This window comes from Arthrobacter sp. NPDC089319 (assembly GCF_040684925.1).
GTDB lineage: Bacteria > Actinomycetota > Actinomycetes > Actinomycetales > Micrococcaceae > Crystallibacter.
Window position 1 is genome coordinate 485,790 of record NZ_JBFBGZ010000001.1, and the last position, 17,948, is coordinate 503,737.

The 17,948-nt window shown below is 66.8% G+C and carries 18 protein-coding genes and 1 pseudogene; 9 read left to right on the plus strand and 10 right to left on the minus strand.

The features are described 5' to 3' along the window. The first annotated feature begins 8 nt into the window (after positions 1-8). From tsaE to tsaD, 5 genes are all read left to right on the plus strand, one after another. A complete protein-coding gene (gene tsaE, locus AB0N75_RS02390; protein WP_364644822.1) occupies positions 9-620 on the plus strand; it encodes a tRNA (adenosine(37)-N6)-threonylcarbamoyltransferase complex ATPase subunit type 1 TsaE in 612 nt (203 codons plus the stop codon). Positions 621-755: 135 nt separating this feature from the next. Beyond that, positions 756-1,175 (plus strand): VOC family protein, encoded by a 420-nt coding sequence (locus AB0N75_RS02395; protein WP_364644494.1) that lies wholly within the window; start codon positions 756-758, stop codon positions 1,173-1,175. A 78-nt stretch (positions 1,176-1,253) separates the two neighbouring features. Then, positions 1,254-1,922 carry a tRNA (adenosine(37)-N6)-threonylcarbamoyltransferase complex dimerization subunit type 1 TsaB gene (tsaB, locus tag AB0N75_RS02400; RefSeq protein WP_364644497.1) on the plus strand — a complete coding sequence of 223 codons (669 nt, stop codon included), beginning with the start codon at positions 1,254-1,256 and terminating at the stop codon, positions 1,920-1,922. Between the two features lie 35 nt (positions 1,923-1,957). Next, the gene (gene rimI, locus AB0N75_RS02405) at positions 1,958-2,464 is read left to right on the plus strand and encodes a ribosomal protein S18-alanine N-acetyltransferase (RefSeq protein ID WP_364644825.1); all 507 of its coding nucleotides are present in this window, start codon (positions 1,958-1,960) and stop codon (positions 2,462-2,464) included. Beyond that, a complete protein-coding gene (gene tsaD / locus AB0N75_RS02410; protein ID WP_364644500.1) occupies positions 2,461-3,528 on the plus strand; it encodes a tRNA (adenosine(37)-N6)-threonylcarbamoyltransferase complex transferase subunit TsaD in 1,068 nt (355 codons plus the stop codon). The genes rimI and tsaD overlap by 4 nt, the downstream gene beginning before the upstream one ends. 44 nt (positions 3,529-3,572) lie before the next feature. Here tsaD and AB0N75_RS02415 read toward each other — a convergent pair whose 3' ends face one another. Further along, entirely contained in the window at positions 3,573-5,159 is a 1,587-nt protein-coding gene (locus AB0N75_RS02415) for a carbohydrate-binding protein (RefSeq protein ID WP_364644503.1), read from the minus strand. 247 nt (positions 5,160-5,406) lie between these two features. On the opposite strand from AB0N75_RS02415, the gene AB0N75_RS02420 reads away from it, so the two are divergent. Beyond that, positions 5,407-7,707, plus strand: a complete 2,301-nt coding sequence (locus tag AB0N75_RS02420; RefSeq protein ID WP_364644506.1) for a glycosyltransferase family 2 protein — start codon at positions 5,407-5,409, stop codon at positions 7,705-7,707. 9 nt (positions 7,708-7,716) lie between these two features. On the opposite strand, the gene AB0N75_RS02425 is transcribed toward AB0N75_RS02420, so the two are convergent. Both AB0N75_RS02425 and AB0N75_RS02430 read right to left on the minus strand, forming a co-directional pair. Continuing rightward, positions 7,717-8,865 (minus strand): glutamate--cysteine ligase, encoded by a 1,149-nt coding sequence (locus AB0N75_RS02425; RefSeq protein ID WP_364644508.1) that lies wholly within the window; start codon positions 8,863-8,865, stop codon positions 7,717-7,719. 89 nt (positions 8,866-8,954) lie between these two features. Further along, complete coding sequence (locus AB0N75_RS02430) at positions 8,955-10,217, minus strand: class I SAM-dependent methyltransferase (RefSeq protein ID WP_364644511.1); 1,263 nt, start codon at positions 10,215-10,217, stop codon at positions 8,955-8,957. A gap of 144 nt (positions 10,218-10,361) precedes the next feature. On the opposite strand from AB0N75_RS02430, the gene AB0N75_RS02435 reads away from it, so the two are divergent. Continuing rightward, positions 10,362-10,541 (plus strand): hypothetical protein, encoded by a 180-nt coding sequence (locus AB0N75_RS02435; RefSeq protein WP_364644514.1) that lies wholly within the window; start codon positions 10,362-10,364, stop codon positions 10,539-10,541. 82 nt (positions 10,542-10,623) lie between these two features. Beyond that, positions 10,624-11,223 (plus strand): maleylpyruvate isomerase N-terminal domain-containing protein, encoded by a 600-nt coding sequence (locus tag AB0N75_RS02440; RefSeq protein WP_364644517.1) that lies wholly within the window; start codon positions 10,624-10,626, stop codon positions 11,221-11,223. A 10-nt stretch (positions 11,224-11,233) separates the two neighbouring features. Here AB0N75_RS02440 and AB0N75_RS02445 read toward each other — a convergent pair whose 3' ends face one another. From AB0N75_RS02445 to AB0N75_RS02460, 4 genes and pseudogenes are all read right to left on the minus strand, one after another. Next, positions 11,234-12,583, minus strand: coding sequence for an MFS transporter (locus AB0N75_RS02445; protein WP_364644520.1), 1,350 nt, complete (start codon positions 12,581-12,583; stop codon positions 11,234-11,236). A gap of 84 nt (positions 12,584-12,667) precedes the next feature. Continuing rightward, a complete protein-coding gene (locus AB0N75_RS02450) occupies positions 12,668-13,246 on the minus strand; it encodes a molybdopterin-dependent oxidoreductase (RefSeq protein WP_364644523.1) in 579 nt (192 codons plus the stop codon). Positions 13,247-13,337: 91 nt separating this feature from the next. After that, positions 13,338-13,760 (minus strand): annotated as a pseudogene (locus tag AB0N75_RS02455) (molybdopterin-dependent oxidoreductase); the annotation flags it as partial. 31 nt (positions 13,761-13,791) lie between these two features. Further along, on the minus strand, positions 13,792-14,541 hold the full coding sequence (locus AB0N75_RS02460) for a Crp/Fnr family transcriptional regulator (RefSeq protein ID WP_364644525.1): 750 nt from the start codon (positions 14,539-14,541) through the stop codon (positions 13,792-13,794). A 134-nt stretch (positions 14,542-14,675) separates the two neighbouring features. Between AB0N75_RS02460 and AB0N75_RS02465 the strand changes: the two genes are divergently transcribed. Next, positions 14,676-15,065 carry a VOC family protein gene (locus tag AB0N75_RS02465; RefSeq protein WP_364644528.1) on the plus strand — a complete coding sequence of 130 codons (390 nt, stop codon included), beginning with the start codon at positions 14,676-14,678 and terminating at the stop codon, positions 15,063-15,065. A 93-nt stretch (positions 15,066-15,158) separates the two neighbouring features. On the opposite strand, the gene AB0N75_RS02470 is transcribed toward AB0N75_RS02465, so the two are convergent. Genes AB0N75_RS02470 through AB0N75_RS02480 form a run of 3 tightly spaced genes read right to left on the minus strand, consistent with a single transcriptional unit; the run spans position 15,159 to position 17,945 of the window. Further along, on the minus strand, positions 15,159-15,917 hold the full coding sequence (locus tag AB0N75_RS02470) for an ATP-binding cassette domain-containing protein (RefSeq protein ID WP_364644531.1): 759 nt from the start codon (positions 15,915-15,917) through the stop codon (positions 15,159-15,161). After that, positions 15,914-16,921 (minus strand): iron chelate uptake ABC transporter family permease subunit, encoded by a 1,008-nt coding sequence (locus AB0N75_RS02475; protein ID WP_364644534.1) that lies wholly within the window; start codon positions 16,919-16,921, stop codon positions 15,914-15,916. The genes AB0N75_RS02470 and AB0N75_RS02475 overlap by 4 nt, the downstream gene beginning before the upstream one ends. After that, positions 16,914-17,945: an ABC transporter permease gene (locus tag AB0N75_RS02480; protein ID WP_364644537.1), complete on the minus strand. Its 1,032-nt coding sequence runs from the start codon at positions 17,943-17,945 to the stop codon at positions 16,914-16,916. The genes AB0N75_RS02475 and AB0N75_RS02480 overlap by 8 nt, the downstream gene beginning before the upstream one ends. Positions 17,946-17,948: the final 3 nt, after the last annotated feature.

Sequence of the window (17,948 nt, forward strand, 5' to 3'; positions counted from 1 at the left end):
CCGGCGGCATGACCGGCGGAGCGGGCCAGCCGTGCGCGGCAGGCGTGGCCCCCGAGCAACAGCCCGCGCCGGTGTGGGAACGCGAGTTCCATGTAGGCTCCGCGGCGGAGACGCAGGAGCTTGCGGCCCGGCTGGGCAGGATACTCCGGGCCGGCGACCTGGTGGTGCTCAGCGGCGAGCTTGGCGCGGGGAAAACCACCTTTACCCAGGGCCTGGGGGAGGGGCTCGGCGTCCGGCCGGGCATCATTTCGCCCACCTTCGTCCTGGTACGCAGCCATCCGAGCATGAACGGCGGCCCGGACCTGGTCCACGTGGACGCCTACCGGCTGGAGTCCGAGGGCGAGATCGACGACATCGACCTGGAGAACACCATGGACGAGGCCGTCACGGTGGTGGAGTGGGGCCGCGGCCGGGTGGAGCATCTCTCCGACAGCTGGCTGGACATTTCGCTGGTCCGGCCCAGCGGGGCCGACTTGGTGAACCGCCCGGCCGAAGGCGCCGCGGGCACGCAGGCGAGCACCGACGTCGTACTGGATTTTGAAGAGCCCGACGACGGCGAGCCCCGGCTGATCCGGATGGCGGCCTACGGGCCGCGCTGGGCCGCGTACATCTTCGCCTGAAGCCGCAGCCTGAAGCCGCAGGGCGTTCCGGACGATTTAGCGCAGCGGGAGGCGCCCCTGGTGCATGCGCTCTTCACTGCCCCCGGGCACAGGTCCATAATCGAGGGCGAGAGCAGACCCGCGAGGAGGCCAACCATGGAGACAGCGCTGACCCCGTACCTGGGATTCCGCGACCAGGCGAAAGAGGCCATGACCTTTTATCAGTCGGTGTTCGGCGGCGAACTGACGCTGAATACCTTCGGCGACTTCCACGCCAGCGACGACCCGGCGGAGATCGACAAGATCATGCACGCGCAGTTGGCCACCGAGCGCGGCCTGGTGCTGATGGCCGCGGACACGCCCAACAACATGGACTACACCCCCGGTTCCAGTCACTCGCTCTCGCTCAGCGGAGACAACGAGGCCGAACTGCGCGGCTACTGGGACAAGCTGATCGACGGCGCCGATGTCACCGAACCGCTGCAACAGGCTCCCTGGGGCGACACCTTCGGCATGTGCACCGACAAGTTCGGCGTCCAGTGGATGGTGAATATCGCCGGCCAGCCGCCGTCGTGACCGCTCGGCCCGCCCGCAGACCTGCGGGCGCCGGGGCCGATGGGATGGGCTGCGGTAGACCTCAAGTAAAATTGATGCGTGCTGATCCTCTCCGTTGATACCTCCGCCATCGCCAGCGCCGCGCTGCTGACCGGACAGGGAGAGACCCTGGCCGCCTTCGCCACCGAGGACACCCGCAGCCACGCCGAAGTGCTGGCCCCCGGAATCGGCAAGATCATGACGACGGCAGACGTCACCGGCGCAGACATCGACGCCCTGGTGGTGGGCGTGGGCCCGGGGCCGTTCACGGGCCTGCGCTCCGGCATTGCCACCGCTCGGTCGCTGGCCTTCGCCTGGGGCAAACCGCTGCACGGCGTGATGAGCCTGGATGCCATCGCCGTGGATGCCGCGCTGGACGCGTGGCGCGCCGGCGTGGACGAATTCGTGGTGGCGACCGACGCCCGGCGCAAGGAAGTGTACTGGGCGCGCTACCGCAGCACCGGCGGCACACATGAACTGCTGGACGGCCCGCACGTCGCCGCACCGTCCGAGGTCCCGGACCTGCCGGTTTACGGCATGGGCGCCGGGTTGTACCCGGAGCAGCTGCGCGGCGTCACCGAGTACAGCGGCACCCAGCCGACGGCCGAAGCGCTGGGCCGCACCGCCGTCGTCAAGCTGGAAAAGGGGCTTGACCTGCTGGACACCGCGCCGCTGTACCTGCGCGAATCCGACGCGAAGGTCCCCGGACCGCGGAAGCGCGCACTGTGACCGCCGGCGCGCAGCCCGCGGGCCGGATCAGGGCGATGACCGAGGCCGATATTCCGGCGGTGGACGCCCTGGAGCAGAAACTTTTTCCGGCCGATGCCTGGCCCACCGAAATGTTCTATGAGGAACTGGCGCAGGACACCCGAAGCTACTACGTGGCCGTCGATGCGCTCGGCGGAGTCATCGGCTATGCCGGCCTGATGTGTGTGCGGCCGATCGCCGATGTGCAGACCATTGCCGTGGTGCCCGAGCGCGAGGGGCAGGGGATCGGCAGCAGGCTGCTGACGCTGCTGATCGAGCAGGCCGCAGAACAGCGGGCGGAGGACGTGCTGCTGGAAGTGCGCGCGGACAATCCGCGGGCGCAGCGGCTCTACCGCTGGTTCGGCTTCGAACAGATCCACGTGCGGCCGCGCTACTACCGCGGCGGAACCGACGCGCTGATCATGCGGCTGAAGCTCAAGGACTGGGCCGGCATGCCCGGCCGGGACGCCGCAGCGGCGGGCACCGCAGGCGAGCAACCGAAAACGACGGAGGAGAGCCGATGAACCGCACCCAGCCGCTGGTGGTGGGGATCGAATCCTCCTGCGATGAAACCGGCGTTGGCGTCGTCCGCGGCGACACCCTGCTGGCGAACACCGTTTCCTCCTCGATGGACGAGCACGTTCGCTTCGGCGGGGTGATCCCGGAGATCGCCTCGCGCGCCCATCTGGACGCGTTCATCCCCACGCTGGCGCAGGCGCTGGAGACCGCCGGCGTCACGTTGGACGAGGTGGACGCACTCGCCGTGACGTCGGGGCCCGGGCTGGCCGGCGCGCTGATGGTGGGCGTCTGTGCAGCCAAGGCGCTCTCGCTGGCCACCGGTAAGCCGCTGTACGCGATCAACCATCTGGTGGCCCACGTGGGCGTCGGTGTGCTGGACGGGGGAGTGCTGCCGGAGAATCTGGGTGCGCTGCTGGTGTCCGGCGGCCACACGGAGATCCTGCGGGTGCGCTCCCTGACCGACGACGTGGAACTGCTCGGTTCGACCATCGACGACGCGGCCGGCGAAGCCTACGACAAGGTGGCCCGCATCCTCGGCCTGGGGTATCCCGGCGGTCCGGCCATCGACAAACTGGCCCGTGAGGGAGATCCGAAACGGATCCGCTTCCCGCGCGGGCTAAGCCAGCCCAAGTACATGGGTTCGGCCGAGGCGCCGGGACCGCACCGCTACGACTGGTCTTTCTCCGGCCTGAAGACGGCCGTGGCCCGCTGTGTGGAGCAGTTCGAGGCCGCGGGCGAGCCGCTTCCGGTGGCCGACATCGCGGCGTCCTTCCAGGAGGCGGTGGCCGACGTGATCACCGCCAAGGCCATGCTGGCCTGTACCGAGCACGGCATCAGCAACCTGCTGCTGGGCGGCGGAGTGGCGGCGAACTCGAGGCTGCGCGCACTGACGGAAGAGCGCTGCGCTGCACACGGCATCTCGCTGCGGGTGCCGCCGGTCTCGCTGTGCACCGACAACGGAGCCATGGTCGCCGCGCTTGGCGCCCAGGTGGTGATGGCCGGCGGCCAGCCGTCCGGCATCGAGTTCGCGCCGGATTCCTCCATGCCGGTCACCAGCGTGCACCTGTAACGGGCCCTGCCCGACCCGGGCAAGGTCCCGTTACAGGGGAGCCGCTACTTCTGGAGGTCGGAGAGCAGCTTGGCCACGTCTTCGTTGGTCAGGACCAGCCACGGCGTGCTGTCCGATCCTTGCAGGGCGGCCTCGGGGCTGTCGCCCTGGGTCCACCACTTCGCCTCGAACACGCGGCCTTCGAGTTGGACGCGGTCGTTCTTGAGGTAGATGGCGTCAATCTTCCACTCCGGGAAGGTTCCGGCCGGGGCGGTGACCACAGGCTGCGGAGTCTCGCCCGGAAGGACCGGCCCGATCAGTGTCCATGGGGTCACTTCTGCCGTCGCGGTGGGATCGTCGGGGATATCGCCGCGCGTCCACCACTTGGCCTTGTAAACATTGCGGTGCCAGACAACGCGCTCGTCTGCCACGTACGAGGCCTCGCTGTTCCAGATCGGGTAGGGGCTGGTCGCCGGGTCGTCCACGATCTCGGGAGCGGACGCGGCGGGCGTGTCCTCCGGCGCAGCGGCGGAGGCAGTGGGATCCGGTTCACTAACGGCCCGGGGCAGGCCGCCCAGGTTCTGGCCCAGCACGGCAGCGTAGCTGCTCTCGTGCTGCTCCACGCCGCTGCAGTTGTCGGAAACCTTGGTCACGTCCCCATAGTTGGCACTGCAGGTGGCGTCGCGGTTCAGGGACCACATGGACATCCGGCCGATACCGACCTCCGAGGCGAAGGCGTTCAGGCCGGTGGCATCATCCAGGCTGAAGATCTCGCCCGGCACATCGTTTTGGCCGATCATCGGGGTCAGGCCAATCTTGCTCCAGACCGTCCGTTCGCCCGATTCCAGTCCGGCCTCACGGTAGGCTGCCTGGAGTTGGACGTGTGCCGACCGCGCTGCCTGGATGGAGGCATCGAGCATGCTTTGGTCCGGCTGCCGGCTCTGGCCGTAGTCCATGGTCATCAAGTTGACCCCGGCCAGCGGCACTTTGGCGGCGAGCATTTGCTCAACCGTGCGGATGCCCTCGTCGGTCAGGCCATGCGGGGCAACCGGCAGCGTCAGCCAAATATCCAGGTCCTTGCCGGCTGCATCCCGCTCGGCGGCCAGTTGGGCCATGACCGTGGCGCGGCGTTCGCCGGCCGCGGTATCTGCGAGGTTGTCGCCTTCGATGTCCAGATCAAGCATGTCCACGTTGTAGCGATCCAGCACCTGGCTGTACGCCCGCTTCAGTGCGGCCGGGTCGGTGCAGCTGGTGGCGAGTTCCTTGTTCAGCAGGCCACCGAAGGAAATGCCGATGTGTCCGCCGGTATCCGCCAACCGGGCAACCCTCCGGTCCAGGTCCATGGTGGCTTGGGCTTCGTCGAATCCGTAGAAGCCTCCCCAGGACGGTGTGCAGGACGCTTCGGGGTCGGCCACAATGAAGGAGAGGATGACGCTGCGCTCGGCATCGCTGGAAGGATTCTCAAAGCTGTAGAACGGCGTAGCTGTGGCGTCCACGTAGCTGGCAAACCAGGAGGCTTTGCCCGCGGCGGCGCGGGCATCGGTGAACTGGCCCCAGCCGACCCCTGCGGCTGCCACGATGGCGGCGGTTGCGGTGATCAGCACACCGAGCCGCAGCCAGGACAGGCGGCGGCCCGGAAATCTCTTCGACATTGTTCTCCCCAACTACTGATTCCGCACTCTGGAATCCATGTCAGTACGGTAACAGGTAGTCACTACGGGGCGACACGCCAGAAATAGTGTTGTTAATCACGTTTAAACGTTGTAACGTTGCGCGCCGCGGGCCTCTAGACTATGGAAACACCGGTGTTCGTTCCGCCGGTCAAGGATCCACCAGGGCAGAGCACCACGGCTCTGCCCTGTTTCGTCCTGTTTGTTGGGGGTTTTCATGCTAGACACCATGCCTGTCGCTCACCCGGAGCCGATCGCTCCCGTCGCGGACCCCGCGCCGCGGCGCCGCCAGTGGGGTGCCGAAAAGCGGTCGGAGCCGATGTCCATCGTGCACCCGAAGCCGACCGGGCGGAAGATCGTGCTGGGACGGCTGGGCATTATCACCACAGTCACGGCGTGGATCGTCTACGTGGTCACCACCATCCTGCGCCAGTTCGCCAACAACCCGGGTGCCGGCTTCAGGTTTCAGCTGGAGGCTGCCTCCTACCTGACGGTGGTTACGTTCCTGACGTTTTCCGCCTTGATGTACCTGCTGGCACGGCAAGGTGCCTTGTACCGGTTCCGCGACCACCAGCGCGTGCCGCGCGGCGAGTTGGACCGCCACTTTGCCCGCTACGACGACGGGGTGACCGTCCTGGTGCCGTCGTACGCCGAAGAGCCGGAGATCGTCCGTGCCACGCTCTGGTCCGCGGCGCTGCAGGAATTCCCCGACCTGCGCGTGGTGCTGCTGCTGGACGACCCGCCCTTCCCCACCGATCCCGCCGTCATCCAACGGCTGGAGCGCACTCGTGCCCTGCAAACCGAGATCAGCGACAGGCTGGCGGAGCCGGCCGGACGTGCCCGCGCCGCCCTGACCGCGTTCCGCAATGGCGACCACGCGCCGTCGTCCGATCTGAAGCGACTGATCAGCGAATACCAGGCCGCTGCCGTCTGGCTGGAGGAGTTCGCCGAGGCGGAGCGCATCGAGGACCATGTGGACGAGTTCTTCGTGGACCTGGTGGTGATGGGGCTGGCCCGCGAACTCCGGCTGGTGCTGCTGGCGCTGGAGGCTGCCGCCGCCCAATCGGCGGAGCTGGCCCCCGAACGGATCGAGGAGCTGCACCTGCGCCTGGTGCGGACGTTCAGCGTGAAGACCGAAACATTCGAGCGGAAGCGCTACGCGAACCTCTCGCACGAGGCCAACAAGGCGATGAACCTGAACTCGTACATCTCCCTGATGGGCCAGCGCTGGGCGGTGGAGGACGCCGCCGGCGACACCGTCCTGAGGCAGGTGCCGGAGGGCGAGGATGCGGACCTCGACATCCCGGACACCCGCTATCTGCTGACGCTGGACGCCGACTCCCAGTTGCTGCGCGATTACTGCCTGCGGCTGGTTTACTTCCTCGAGTCCCCGGGCAATGAACGCGTTGCGGTCACCCAGACGCCCTACTCCGCCTTCCGCGGGGCTCCCACGCGCATTGAGCGGGTAGCCGGCGCGACCACCGACATCCAGCACATCCTGCATCAGGGCATGACCTACTACGGGGCCACCTTCTGGGTAGGCGCCAATGCAGTGATCCGCAAGGAGGCGCTGGAAGACATCGTCGAGGTGGAGACGGTAGGCGGATTCGAGATCCGCACCTATATCCAGGACCGGACGGTCATCGAAGATACCGAGTCCAGCATCGACTTGGGCGCACACGGCTGGAAGCTGGCCAACTACCCGGAGCGGCTGAGCTACAGCGCCACCCCGCCCGACTTCGGCTCGCTGGTGGTGCAGCGGCGGCGGTGGGCCAACGGCGGCTTGCTGATCCTGCCCAAGCTGTGGTCGCAACTGGTTGAGCGGCGCCACCGGCACGAGCGGATCCTGGTCCGCGAAGTGTTCATGAAGGTGAACTACATGGCCTCGATCGCCTGGGCCAGTTTTGGCCTGGTCTTCCTGCTGGCCTACCCATATGACAGCCGGCTGCTGAGCCCGGTGGTGTTCGTCGCGGCCTTGCCCTACTTCCTGGCCATGGGCAGCGACCTGCGCGACTGCGGCCACCGGTTCAGCGACATCTTCCGCATCTACGGATTCAACTTGGTGATGCTGCCGGTGAACCTGGCCGGCGTCTTCAAATCGATGCAGCAGGCGTTGACCGGCGAGAAGATTCCGTTCGTGCGTACGCCGAAGGTCAAGGACCGCACGGCGGCGCCGGCCCTGTACGTGTTGATCCCGTACCTGATGGTGGCGTTCTCTGTGCTGACGCTCTACCGGGACGTCATGGCCGGCAATTGGGGCAATGCGGCCTTCGCCGCACTTAACGCCAGCCTGGCCACCTACGCGATCCACTCCTACATTGGGATCAAGAACTCGCTGGTGGACATCGCGCTGGGGACCATCAGTTGGCTCTACGTGGAGCCGAAGAAGTCGAAGCCTGCCGAACCGGCGGTGATTCCCAAGACTGCCGAGGAAGTCGACTTCAGTTCCATCCTCTACCACGGTGACCGGCGGCTGAACCGCGACCTGCGCGGCAGCCACGACCGTCGGCGCCGGGCCAGCGGGCTGTAAGCTAACCGGTCAGTTGGCCCCGCGAAGCTGACGAACCGCATCGAGCACGACGGCGCGCAGGTCGCCGTCGTGTTCGGCGGCCACCTGTCGCTGGCGCTGGTAGCCTGCACCGGCATCGATGATCTTCTCCACGTCTGCCAGTTCGTTGCTGCAGCCAAGCTTGCGGGCCACCGGTTCCAACCGGTTCAGCACGTGCTCGCGCAAATGTTCGGTGACCAGCATTTCCTTGCCGGCGGCGTTAAGGATGATGATGGCGTCCATGCCGTAGCGGGCAGCGCGCCATTTGTTCTCCTGCACGTGCCAAGGGGGCATCGTGGGGATGGCCCAGCCGTTGTCCAGTGCGGTGGAGAACTCGTCCACCAGGCACTGGGTGAGTGCGGCGATGGCACCGACATCCTGCAGCGTCGACAGGCCGTCGCAGACCCGCATTTCGATGGTTCCCAGCGCGGGAACCGGCCGGATGTCCCAGCGGATCTCGCTGATCGTGTCGATCACACCGGTGGTGAACATGTCCTGCACATAGTCTTCGTACAGCGCCCAGCTGGGGAACTGGAACGGCAGGCCGGCGGTGGGCAGTTGCTGGAACATCAGCGCGCGCTGCGAGGCGTATCCGGTGTCCTCTCCGGCCCAGAACGGGGATGAGGCGGAGAGGGCCTGGAAGTGCGGGAAATAGTTGAGCAGTCCGTCCAGCACCGGCAGCGCCTTGTCCCGGTGGTCCAGGCCAACGTGCACGTGCACGCCGTAAATCACCATCTGCTGGCCCCACCATTGGGTGCGGTCGATCAGCTTGGCATAGCGCGCCTTGTCCGTCACCGGCTGCGACCGCGGGGCGGCAAACGGATGGCTGCCGGCGCAGAAGAGTTCCACGCCCATCGGGTCGGTCACGTCGCGGACCGCTGTCATCGCGCTGCTCAGGTCGGCCTTGGCCTCGCCGACGGTATTGCAGACGCCGGTGACGAGCTCAACCGTGTTCAGCAGCAGCTCCTGCTTCACGTGCGGGTGCTCGTCGTCGTCTTTCAGCTCAGGATGGCCGGCGCGGACAGCGTCCAGCACCCGTTCGGCCACGGAGACCAGCTCGCCGGTTTGTGCGTCCACTAAGGCCAGCTCCCACTCGACCCCCAAAGAAGATTGGGCGGACTGGGCGAAATCGATGTTCAAACGCTGCTCCGTATCTGGCGGTACCGGCTGCCGCCGGAGATGCACGTCTCGCGCAGAACGGGCGGCGACACTGATTTGATTCTAGTGCGTCAGGGCCTGGCCGTGCGCTCACGGCTGCGGCCGCCGGCGGACGGAAGGGGCTCGACGACGATCGCCACCCGGTCCTCGCCCATCCGGGTCAGCACCAGCGTGGCCTTGTTTGGTCCCTTGCCGGAACCGGTCAACAGGGCTTTGCGCAACTCGTCCGGGGTGACCGAGGTGCCGCGCTTTTTGATCTCCAGCGTGCCGATGTGGTTGGCCTTCACCCACGCCTTGAGCTTCTTGACGTTGTAGGGCTTGACCTCCAGCACCTTATACGCGCGGGCAAACGGGGTTTCCTGCAGCTGCGGAGCGCAGATGTAGGCGATGTGCTCATCGAGCAGGTGTCCAGCCAGGCCGCGGGCAAGGTCGGCGACCAGCCCCGCGCGGATTACTGCGCCGTCGGGCTCATAGAGGTAGCCCTCGGCCGGGCCGGTCTGTACGTCCTGGTGCGCCGGGTCGAAGCTGATGGCACTGGTCAGTTCGGCGGTGCCGCCGGCACCAACCACCAGGGCGGCACGCCGCACGTCCGGTCGGGCCAGCGTGTTGAACCACAGCGCAGCCTCGATGACGTCCCCGTTGACGGAAACCCATTGCACCTCGCAGTTCTCCGGCAGCGCATCGTGGGGGATTCCCGGACCCATCTTGACGCCCACCGGCAGGCCCCGGTCGGCAAGTTCTTCCACAAAGGACAGCGGGGGCGAGAACGCCTCCGGATCGAAGATCCGCGTGGTGCCCGAGGTTGTTGTGGTCCGCCGCGCCGGATCCAGCCACACGCCGTCGATCCCGGTCAGGTCCACGTCTTCGGCTTCGGCGTTGACTACCGTAGCATCCGGCCAGGGCATCAGGTTGATGGTGGCCACCGCGGCGGTGGTCTCGTCACGTTCGACGGCGGTGACCCTGCGGTCTAGGGTGGCCAGAGCCATGGAGTCCGCGCCGATTCCGCAGCCGAGGTCCGCAACGTGTTCCACCCCGGCAGCCTGGAACCGCTGCGCGTGCAGGGCCGCGATGTTCAGCCGGGTGGCCTGTTCCAGCCCGGCCTGCGTGAAGAGCATCTTCTCCGCGAACGGGCCGAATTTCGCCTCGGCCTTGGCCCGCAGGCGCGATTGCGTCATCGCTGCGGCGACGAGTTCGGGGGAATGGCCGGCCTTGCGCAGTTCGGTTCCGGTGTGCAGGCTCTCGGCCTCGGAGTACGGGCCGAGCGAGTTCAGCAGTTCCCAGCCTTCCGGAGTCAGAATCGGGGCGATGCTCTCGGCGTGGGTCTCGGGTGCCATGGTTTCAAGCCTAGTGCAGCCGATTCGGGCCGGTGCACGGTCCCTGTCCGTGCCGGTGGCAGGCCATGGGTAGTTCTCCCCATGGCCGGAGGAGCGGGGCATCCGTAGGATCGAAGGAAGCTTACTGTGAAGGAGGCCCGGATTATGTCAACACCCTGTGACTGGAGCGACATCGATACGGATGCTTGCCAGGCGGAAATCGAAGCGGAATTGGGCGAGTTGATCGCGGCCAGCAACCGCGTCCACCGCGGATGGCAGGCCCTGTGGGAAGAGGTCGCCGTCCCCGCGCCGGCGTGGCGGAAGGACATGCGGCGCCTGGCCTGAGGTTCCCGTCGTTCGCGACCGGACCGAGCCGGGGCGCGCCGAAACGCTGGTTCTGGACAGCCGCCGGCCTTAGCATGGGCGCATGATCGAATCGGCGGCAACTTTCCTGTCCGCGGGACGCTACTTCCGTGAAGTCCTGGCCAACGTGCCGCCTACCGCGTGGAACGCGCCCGGACTGGATGATTGGACCGTCAGGACCCTGGCCGGACACACCAACCGCGCCCTGTCCACGGTGCTGACGTACTTGGGGCGTCCAGCCGAAAAGGTGCAGGTGGAGTCTGCCGCCGACTACTACTTGGCCACCGGTCTGGCGAATGACCCACGGGTCACCGAGCGGGCCATAGCGGCCGGCAAGGAGTTGGGGGCGCATCCGGTGGATATGGTGGACCGGCTGCTGGCCCAGTTGGAGAACACGCTGCCGCTGGCAGAAGACCGGATCATCGAAACGGCCGCCGGCGGGATGCGCTTCCGCGACTACCTGCCGACCCGGATCTTCGAACTGGCCGTGCACACCTTGGACCTTTCCCGTGCGTGCGGGCTGGTGGCCGAACTGCCCAAGGACGTGGAACTGGAAGCCGGCCGGCTGGCCATTCAAATCGCCTCCGAACGTGGGGACGGCGCACTGGTCCTGCTGGCGTTGACAGGCCGGACCATCCTGCCGGGGGATTTTTCCGTGGTGTAGTCTTGCCCAGCTAGGGCCGGTTGCGGATGCCGACGGCGGAGACCACACCGCCGGCGAAGAGCAGCAGCGCAGCGGCCAGAGCAGCGCGGCGGAACCCTGCATAGTCCAGCATGCCGCCGGTAATGGTGCCGGCGGCGGCGATGGCCACCAGCCCGGCAATGCGGGCCACCGCGTTGTTCACCGCGGAGGCGATCCCGCTGCGTTCCGCCGCTACCGCGCCGAGCACCGCGGCGGTCAGCGGGGAGACGGTGACCGCTAGGCCCAGGCCCGCCAGCAGCACGCCCGGCAGGATTTGCTGCCAGAAGTCCAGCGGCTCGTGCGCGGACATCATGAGCAGGAACCCGGTCCCGGCCAGCGGCGGGCCCGCGGACATGAACAGGCGCGGCCCGTAGCGGCCCGAGAGCCGGCCAAACCAGGCGGCAAGGGCGAGTGAGAGAACGCTCATTGGCAAGGTCGCCAGGCCGGCGGCGGCAGCGTTGAAGCCGGCGGCCTGTTGCAGAAAGACCGGCAGCGCGAACAGGCCCAGGGCCAGTCCGGCATAGACCCCCGCGGTGGCGATGTTACCGACGCCGAAGTTACGAACGCCGAATATCTGCAGCGGCATCATCGGGTAGCGCGTTCGGTGTTCCCACCACACAAACAGCCCCAGACTTATCAGCCCGGCTACCAGCGGGACCAGAACGCGTGGGTCTGCCCAGCCGAGCCGTTGCTGCTCGATCAGCGCGAACACCGATCCGGCGAGTCCGCCGGCGGCGAGGCACGCGCCCGGGACATCGATCGGTGCCCTCGGCTCGGGCCGTGGCGGATCTGCCAGCCGGGCCATCAGCCAGAAGGTGGCGGCGATGGGCAGTACGTTCACGGCAAAGACCGCCCGCCAGCCCACCGAGTCCACGAGCAGGCCACCGAAAATCGGGCCGATGATGTAGGCCGTGCCGGTCCAGCCGGTCCAGACGCCGATCGCCCTGTGCTGCTCTCTGCCCGCGAAGGTCATGGTGATCAAGGCCAGCGAAGCGGGCACCAGCAGCGCCGCGCCGGCGCCTTGCACGATCCGCGCGGCCACGAGGCCGGCTGCCGTCGGCGCCGCCGCGCAAGTCACGGAAGCCATCCCAAAGACCATCAGCCCCAGCCGCAGGATCCGGATCCTGCCAAACACGTCGGACAGGGCACCTGCGACCAGGATCAGCGCGCCCAGGGACAGCAGATAGCCGCCCACCACCCATTGCTGGACGGCCAGGCCTCCGCCGAGGTCCCGGCCAATGGCCGGCAGCGCCACGTTGACGACGGAGGCGTCGAGGAAGGCAACGAAGGAGGCCAGAATAGCAATCAGGAGAATTCTGGTTTCCCCGGGAGTTCTCCACACAGTTGCAGGCCGAGGGCGTTCCGAGCGGGCCGGCGGGCCGGGCAGAACCATGAACCGGAATATTACCGCGTCCGGATGCTGCTTTCACGGACGGACAGTCACCGGGACCGTCTGCACGGCATTGTTGCCCATGCCCAGATAGTTCCATTCCGGCTCCAACGGCTGGACCTGCCCGAGGGCATCCATCGCCCCGCACATCAGCTGATGCCCGCCGGGTTGCGCCTGCCAGCGGAAAGTCCAGCCGCGCCAGGCATATTCGCCGTCCGCCGGGTCCAGCTGTGCTTCGGACCACACCCCGTCGATGGCGACCTTGACCTGCTGGATGGGCGCCCTCCCGGACCAGGCCCTGCCGCGCAATAGGACCGGGCCGGCATCCACTAGCCGGTTTCGAGTGATGAAGTCCGGGATGCCCGGCGGGACCATCAGTGCACGGACCTTGATCCGGGTTACCGGCTCGCCGGGATCGGCTTCGCTGCGGTTGTAGCGGTAGGAGGACATCTGCTGGAATCCCGTAAACGGGACAGCCGTTGCCTCGATGTCGGTCAGCCACTTCACGCTGGCCATCCCGTACCACCCGGGCACCAGCAGCCGCACCGGGAACCCATGTTGCGGCGGCAGGGGAACGCCGTTCATGGCGTAGGCCAGCAACACGTCCGGGGACATCGCCTCGGAGATTTTCAGGCTCCGGGGCGTAATTTTGCTCTTCGCCGCCCTGCACGCCCCGGTCCGCACCGGTGAAGACGATATCCACCGCCTTCGGTTCCACTCCGGCTTCGGCGAGCAGCGGAGCCAGCGGCGTCCCGGTCCAATCGGCGGTGCCGATCCCGCCGTGGGTCCACGGTTGGCTCACCGGACGGGGTGTGAGCAGGCTCCGGCCGTTGCCTGCGCATTCCAAAGTGACGGCCAGCGTGCGCTGTTCGCGGGCCTGAAGTTGGGCCAAGCTGAACTCCAGCGGCCGGCGCACCGCGCCGCCGATCCGCACCCGCCAGGCTCCGGCGTCGATCAGGGGGACATCGAAATGAATGAGCAAATAGTGCATGCCTGCCGGGGTGCGGCCGGCGCTGAGCATCTCCAGCGGCATCACATGGTTGCGGGAGGCCAGTTGCAGTTCCTCCGCCGTCAGCTGTACATCGGGCGCGGCCCCCGGCTGCTTTGCCGGTTTGGGTAGTGTCTTCATAGGTCCAGTGTCGAGAGCCACACGGACGGTGTCAGGAACCTGGGTTCCAGATGGCCAGCTCGGCCAGCCTCCCCGGCTCAACAATCACTATCCGGTCCCGCTCGGTACGGACCACACCGGCTTCGCGCAGTTCGCGCAGAATGCGCACCACCACCTCGCGGACCGAACCCACTGCCTGTGCCAGTTCTTGCTGCGTGGTACGCACGGCCAGCTCGGATCCGGCATCTGCCATCGGAGCAGGCATGCCCAGTCGGCCGGCGTCGGCCCCGGCGGCCAAGTCCAACAGGTGCCGGGCCACCCGCTGCCGCACCGAGGTAAACGCGCTGCCGGGGATCTCGGCCATGAAACCGAGCACGCGCTCGCTGAGTTCGCGGAGGAATACGTGGGCCACCTGCAGTTCGCGCGCCGCGGCGCCACGTACGTGCACGGGGGAGAGACGCACCAGTTCGGTGTCGGTCAGGGCCACGGCGCTCACCGGCAGGGCGAAGTCCGGTGAGAACAGGGAAACCACTCCCATCAGCGACCCGCGGCGGCAATAGCGCACCGTGATGGTGCGTCCATCGGGGGCGGTGGCATAAAACTTCAGCAGCCCGGAGACCATCAGCTCCAAGTGGGGGTAGGGATCGCCTTCGCGGTGGGTGAGGGTGCCGGCCGGCACCCGGACCCGGGTGCTGCCGGTGAAGAGGTCGCCTAGCAGTGGCTCGGGCAGGCTGCTCAGTTGCGACGCGGCAATTGCCTGCTGTGACGGGACGTCCGCGGTCCACGCAGGATTTTGTCCCATGTCCGCCTCCGTCGATACCCGCGGCCGGACCTGCGGCGGGTCCTGGTTCCATGCTAGCGGGGCGGGGCACTGTTCTGACCGATGCCGCTGTGCCACTCTGGAAAGTGTCCGCCCGCGTAGCGAAGGAGACCACCATGGACAGCGCCGGGTTTACCCCCAACCATGCTTTCAGCGGCTTCAGCGTCAATGACACCGCCGCCGCCAAACAGTTCTATGGCGGAACCTTGGGCCTCAAAGTAGCCGATGGCCCGATGGGCATCCTCGAGCTCCATCTCCCCGGCGGCGGCCGGATGATCATGTACCCGAAGCCGGACCACGAACCGGCCACGTTCACCGTCCTGAATTTCGCCGTCGACGACGTCGAAGCCGCGGTGGATCAACTCAACGGCCGTGGCGTGCAGACCAAGATCTACAACGATCCCGAGCTGCCCACCGATGACAAGGGCATCATGCGCGGCAACGGTCCGGACATCGCGTGGTTCAAGGACCCCGCCGGCAACATACTCTCGGTCCTCAAGGAATGACGGTGCGGCGCATGCTCGTGCCCGCCGGTCAGCACGCTGCCCGTGAACGCCCTGCCGGAAACCGCGCGCCCGTGAACTTGGCCCTTGCGCCGCTCAGGCGAAGTAGACGCCGATCCGGTTTCCTTCGATTTCCTCTATCCGGATGTCGATTTCGTAGACATCGCGCAACACCTCTGCCTGCATGATCTGCGCCGGCGGCCCCTGATGGACCAGCCGGCCGGAGCGCATGGCGATGATGCTGTCGGAGTAGCAGGAGGCGAAGTTGATGTCGTGGATGACCAGCACCACGGTCTTGCCCAGCTCGTCGGTGAGCCGGCGCAGCAGCCGCATCATCTCCACCGCGTGCTTCATGTCCAGGTTGTTCAGCGGCTCGTCCAGCAGCAGGTAGTCGGTGTCCTGCGCCAGGACCATGGCGATGAAAGCGCGCTGGCGCTGGCCGCCGGAGAGCTCGTCCACGAACTTGTCCGCCATGGAGGTCAGGTCCAGGTACTCCAGGGCCTGTTCGATGTGGGCTTTGTCGCTGACGGTCGGCCGGCCGTTGTTGTGCGGGAAACGGCCGAAACCCACCAGGTCCCGGACGGTCAGGCGGACCGTCAGCTGGTTGTCCTGGCGCAGGATGGCCATCTTGCGGGCCAGTTCCTTGCCCGCGGTCTTGCTGACGTCCAGGCCGTCGATGGTGACGGCCCCAGCATCCATCGGCAACAGCCGGGAGACCATGGACAGCAGCGTGGACTTGCCGGCGCCGTTGGGCCCGATGATCGACGTGATGCCGCCGTCCTTGATGTAGCAGCTGACATCGTCCACCACCGTCTGCGTGCCGTAGGTCTTGGAGACGCCCGAGACGTGGATCATTTGACGGAGCCTTTCAACAGCAGGGCGATAAACAGGAGGCCGCCCGCAAATTCAATGACAATGCTCAGCGCGGTGTCGAAGCTGAATACCTGCTCGAGCACCAGTTGACCGCCGACCAGCGCAATGGCGCCCAACAGCACGGCGATGGGCAGCACATAAGTGTGGCGGAAATGCGAGCACAGCAGGTAGGCCAGGCTGGCCACCAGCAGGCCGAAGAAGGTGATGGGACCCACCAGTGCGGTGGAGACGGCCACCAAAACGGCGCAGACCATCAGCACCTTGGTGACGGCGCGCCGGTGGTTCACGCCCAGGTTCAGCGCGGTATCCCGTCCCAGTGCCAGCACGTCCAGCTCGCGGCGCATCCGCCAGACGGGGATGCTGGCGGCAGCAACGGCCACTGCCGAGACGGCAAGCAACAGACCGTCCACGTTGTTGAAGCTGGCAAAGAACAGGTCCTGCAGGATGATGAATTCGCTCGGGTCGATCAGCCGCTGCAGCAGCGAGGAGATGCCGCGGAACATCGTGCCGAAAACGATGCCCACCAGCAGCATCAGGTGCAGGCTCTTGCCGCCGCCGGTGAACAGCCAGCGGTACAGCAGGAAGGAGAACGCCACCATCATCAGTACTTCGATCACGAAGCGGGCCGGTGCGCCCATGCTCAGCAGCGCCTGGCCGCCGATGGCAAACGTCAGCCCGGTCTGGATCAGCATGTACAGGGCGTCGAAACCCATGATCGACGGCGTCAGGATGCGGTTGGCGGTCACCGTCTGGAACAACACGGTGGACACACCCACGGCGTACGCCACCAACAGCATCGACCCGATCTTGATGGCCCGCCGGGGAAGGATGTAGCCGAGGTTGCCGCGCAGGTCGACGGTCATGAAAACGGCGACCAGGACGGCGGTGAGCAGGCCCAGCAGGATGATCCACGTCCGCGGCCGGACGGTCTTGACCGTGCGGCGCTTGTGCTGCGTCAGTGCGGCGGGCAGAACCGTGTCAGCCATTCTTGCGGGTCCTCAGCAGCAGGTACAGGAAAATGGCGCTGCCTACGGCGGAGACAATCACGCCCACGGGAATCTCGTAGGGGAACCGAATGGTGCGGCCGATGATGTCGCACAGCAGCACGAAGCCGGCGCCGAACACCGCCACCCACGGGACCGCGCGGCGGACGCTGTCGCCAAACACCAGCGACACCAGGTTGGGCACCACCAGGCCCAGGAACGGAATGGCGCCGATGTTGACCACCACCACGGCGCTGATCAGCGAGACGATGACCAGTCCCAGCGTCATCACCCGCCCGTAGTGCAGGCCCAGGTTGGTGGAGAATTCCTGGCCCATGCCCGCCATGGTGAACCGGTCCGCGCACAGATATCCGACCACGGCCAGGACCGCAACAATCCAGAGCAGTTCGTAGCGGCCGCGCAGCACGCCGGAAAAGTCGCCGATCATCCAGCTGTTCAGTGTCTGCAGCAGGTCGTACCGGTAGGCAAAGAAGGTGGTCACGGCCGCGATCACGCCGCCCAGCATGATGCCCACCAGCGGCACGATCAGCGTGTTGCGCAGCGGGATCCGGCGCAATACCAGCAGGAACAGCCCGGTTCCGGCCGCCGCGAACACGGTGGCCACGGACATCTTGGCCAGCAGGGATGCGCCGGGGATCGCCACGGTGACCACCAGGATGCCCAGCGAAGCGGACTCCACGGTTCCCACGGAGGACGGCTCCACAAATTTGTTCCGGGCCATCAGCTGCATGATCAGCCCGGCAATGCCCAGTGCCGCACCGGCCAGGATCACGGACAGGGTCCTCGGCAGCCGGCTGATCCAGAAGATGTCCCAGGCGGTCTGGTCGCCGGACAGCAGCGCCGGCAGGGTGACATCGCTGACCCCCACGAACATGCTGACACAGGCCAAAATAACGACGGCGGTGCCCGCCCAGGCGAGCTGCGCACCGGATCCCCGGGGACGCGAACGCCGGGCCGCGGCTGCAACCGGTGCCGGAGCTGGTGTGGAAATCGTGGAGGAGGCCATAGA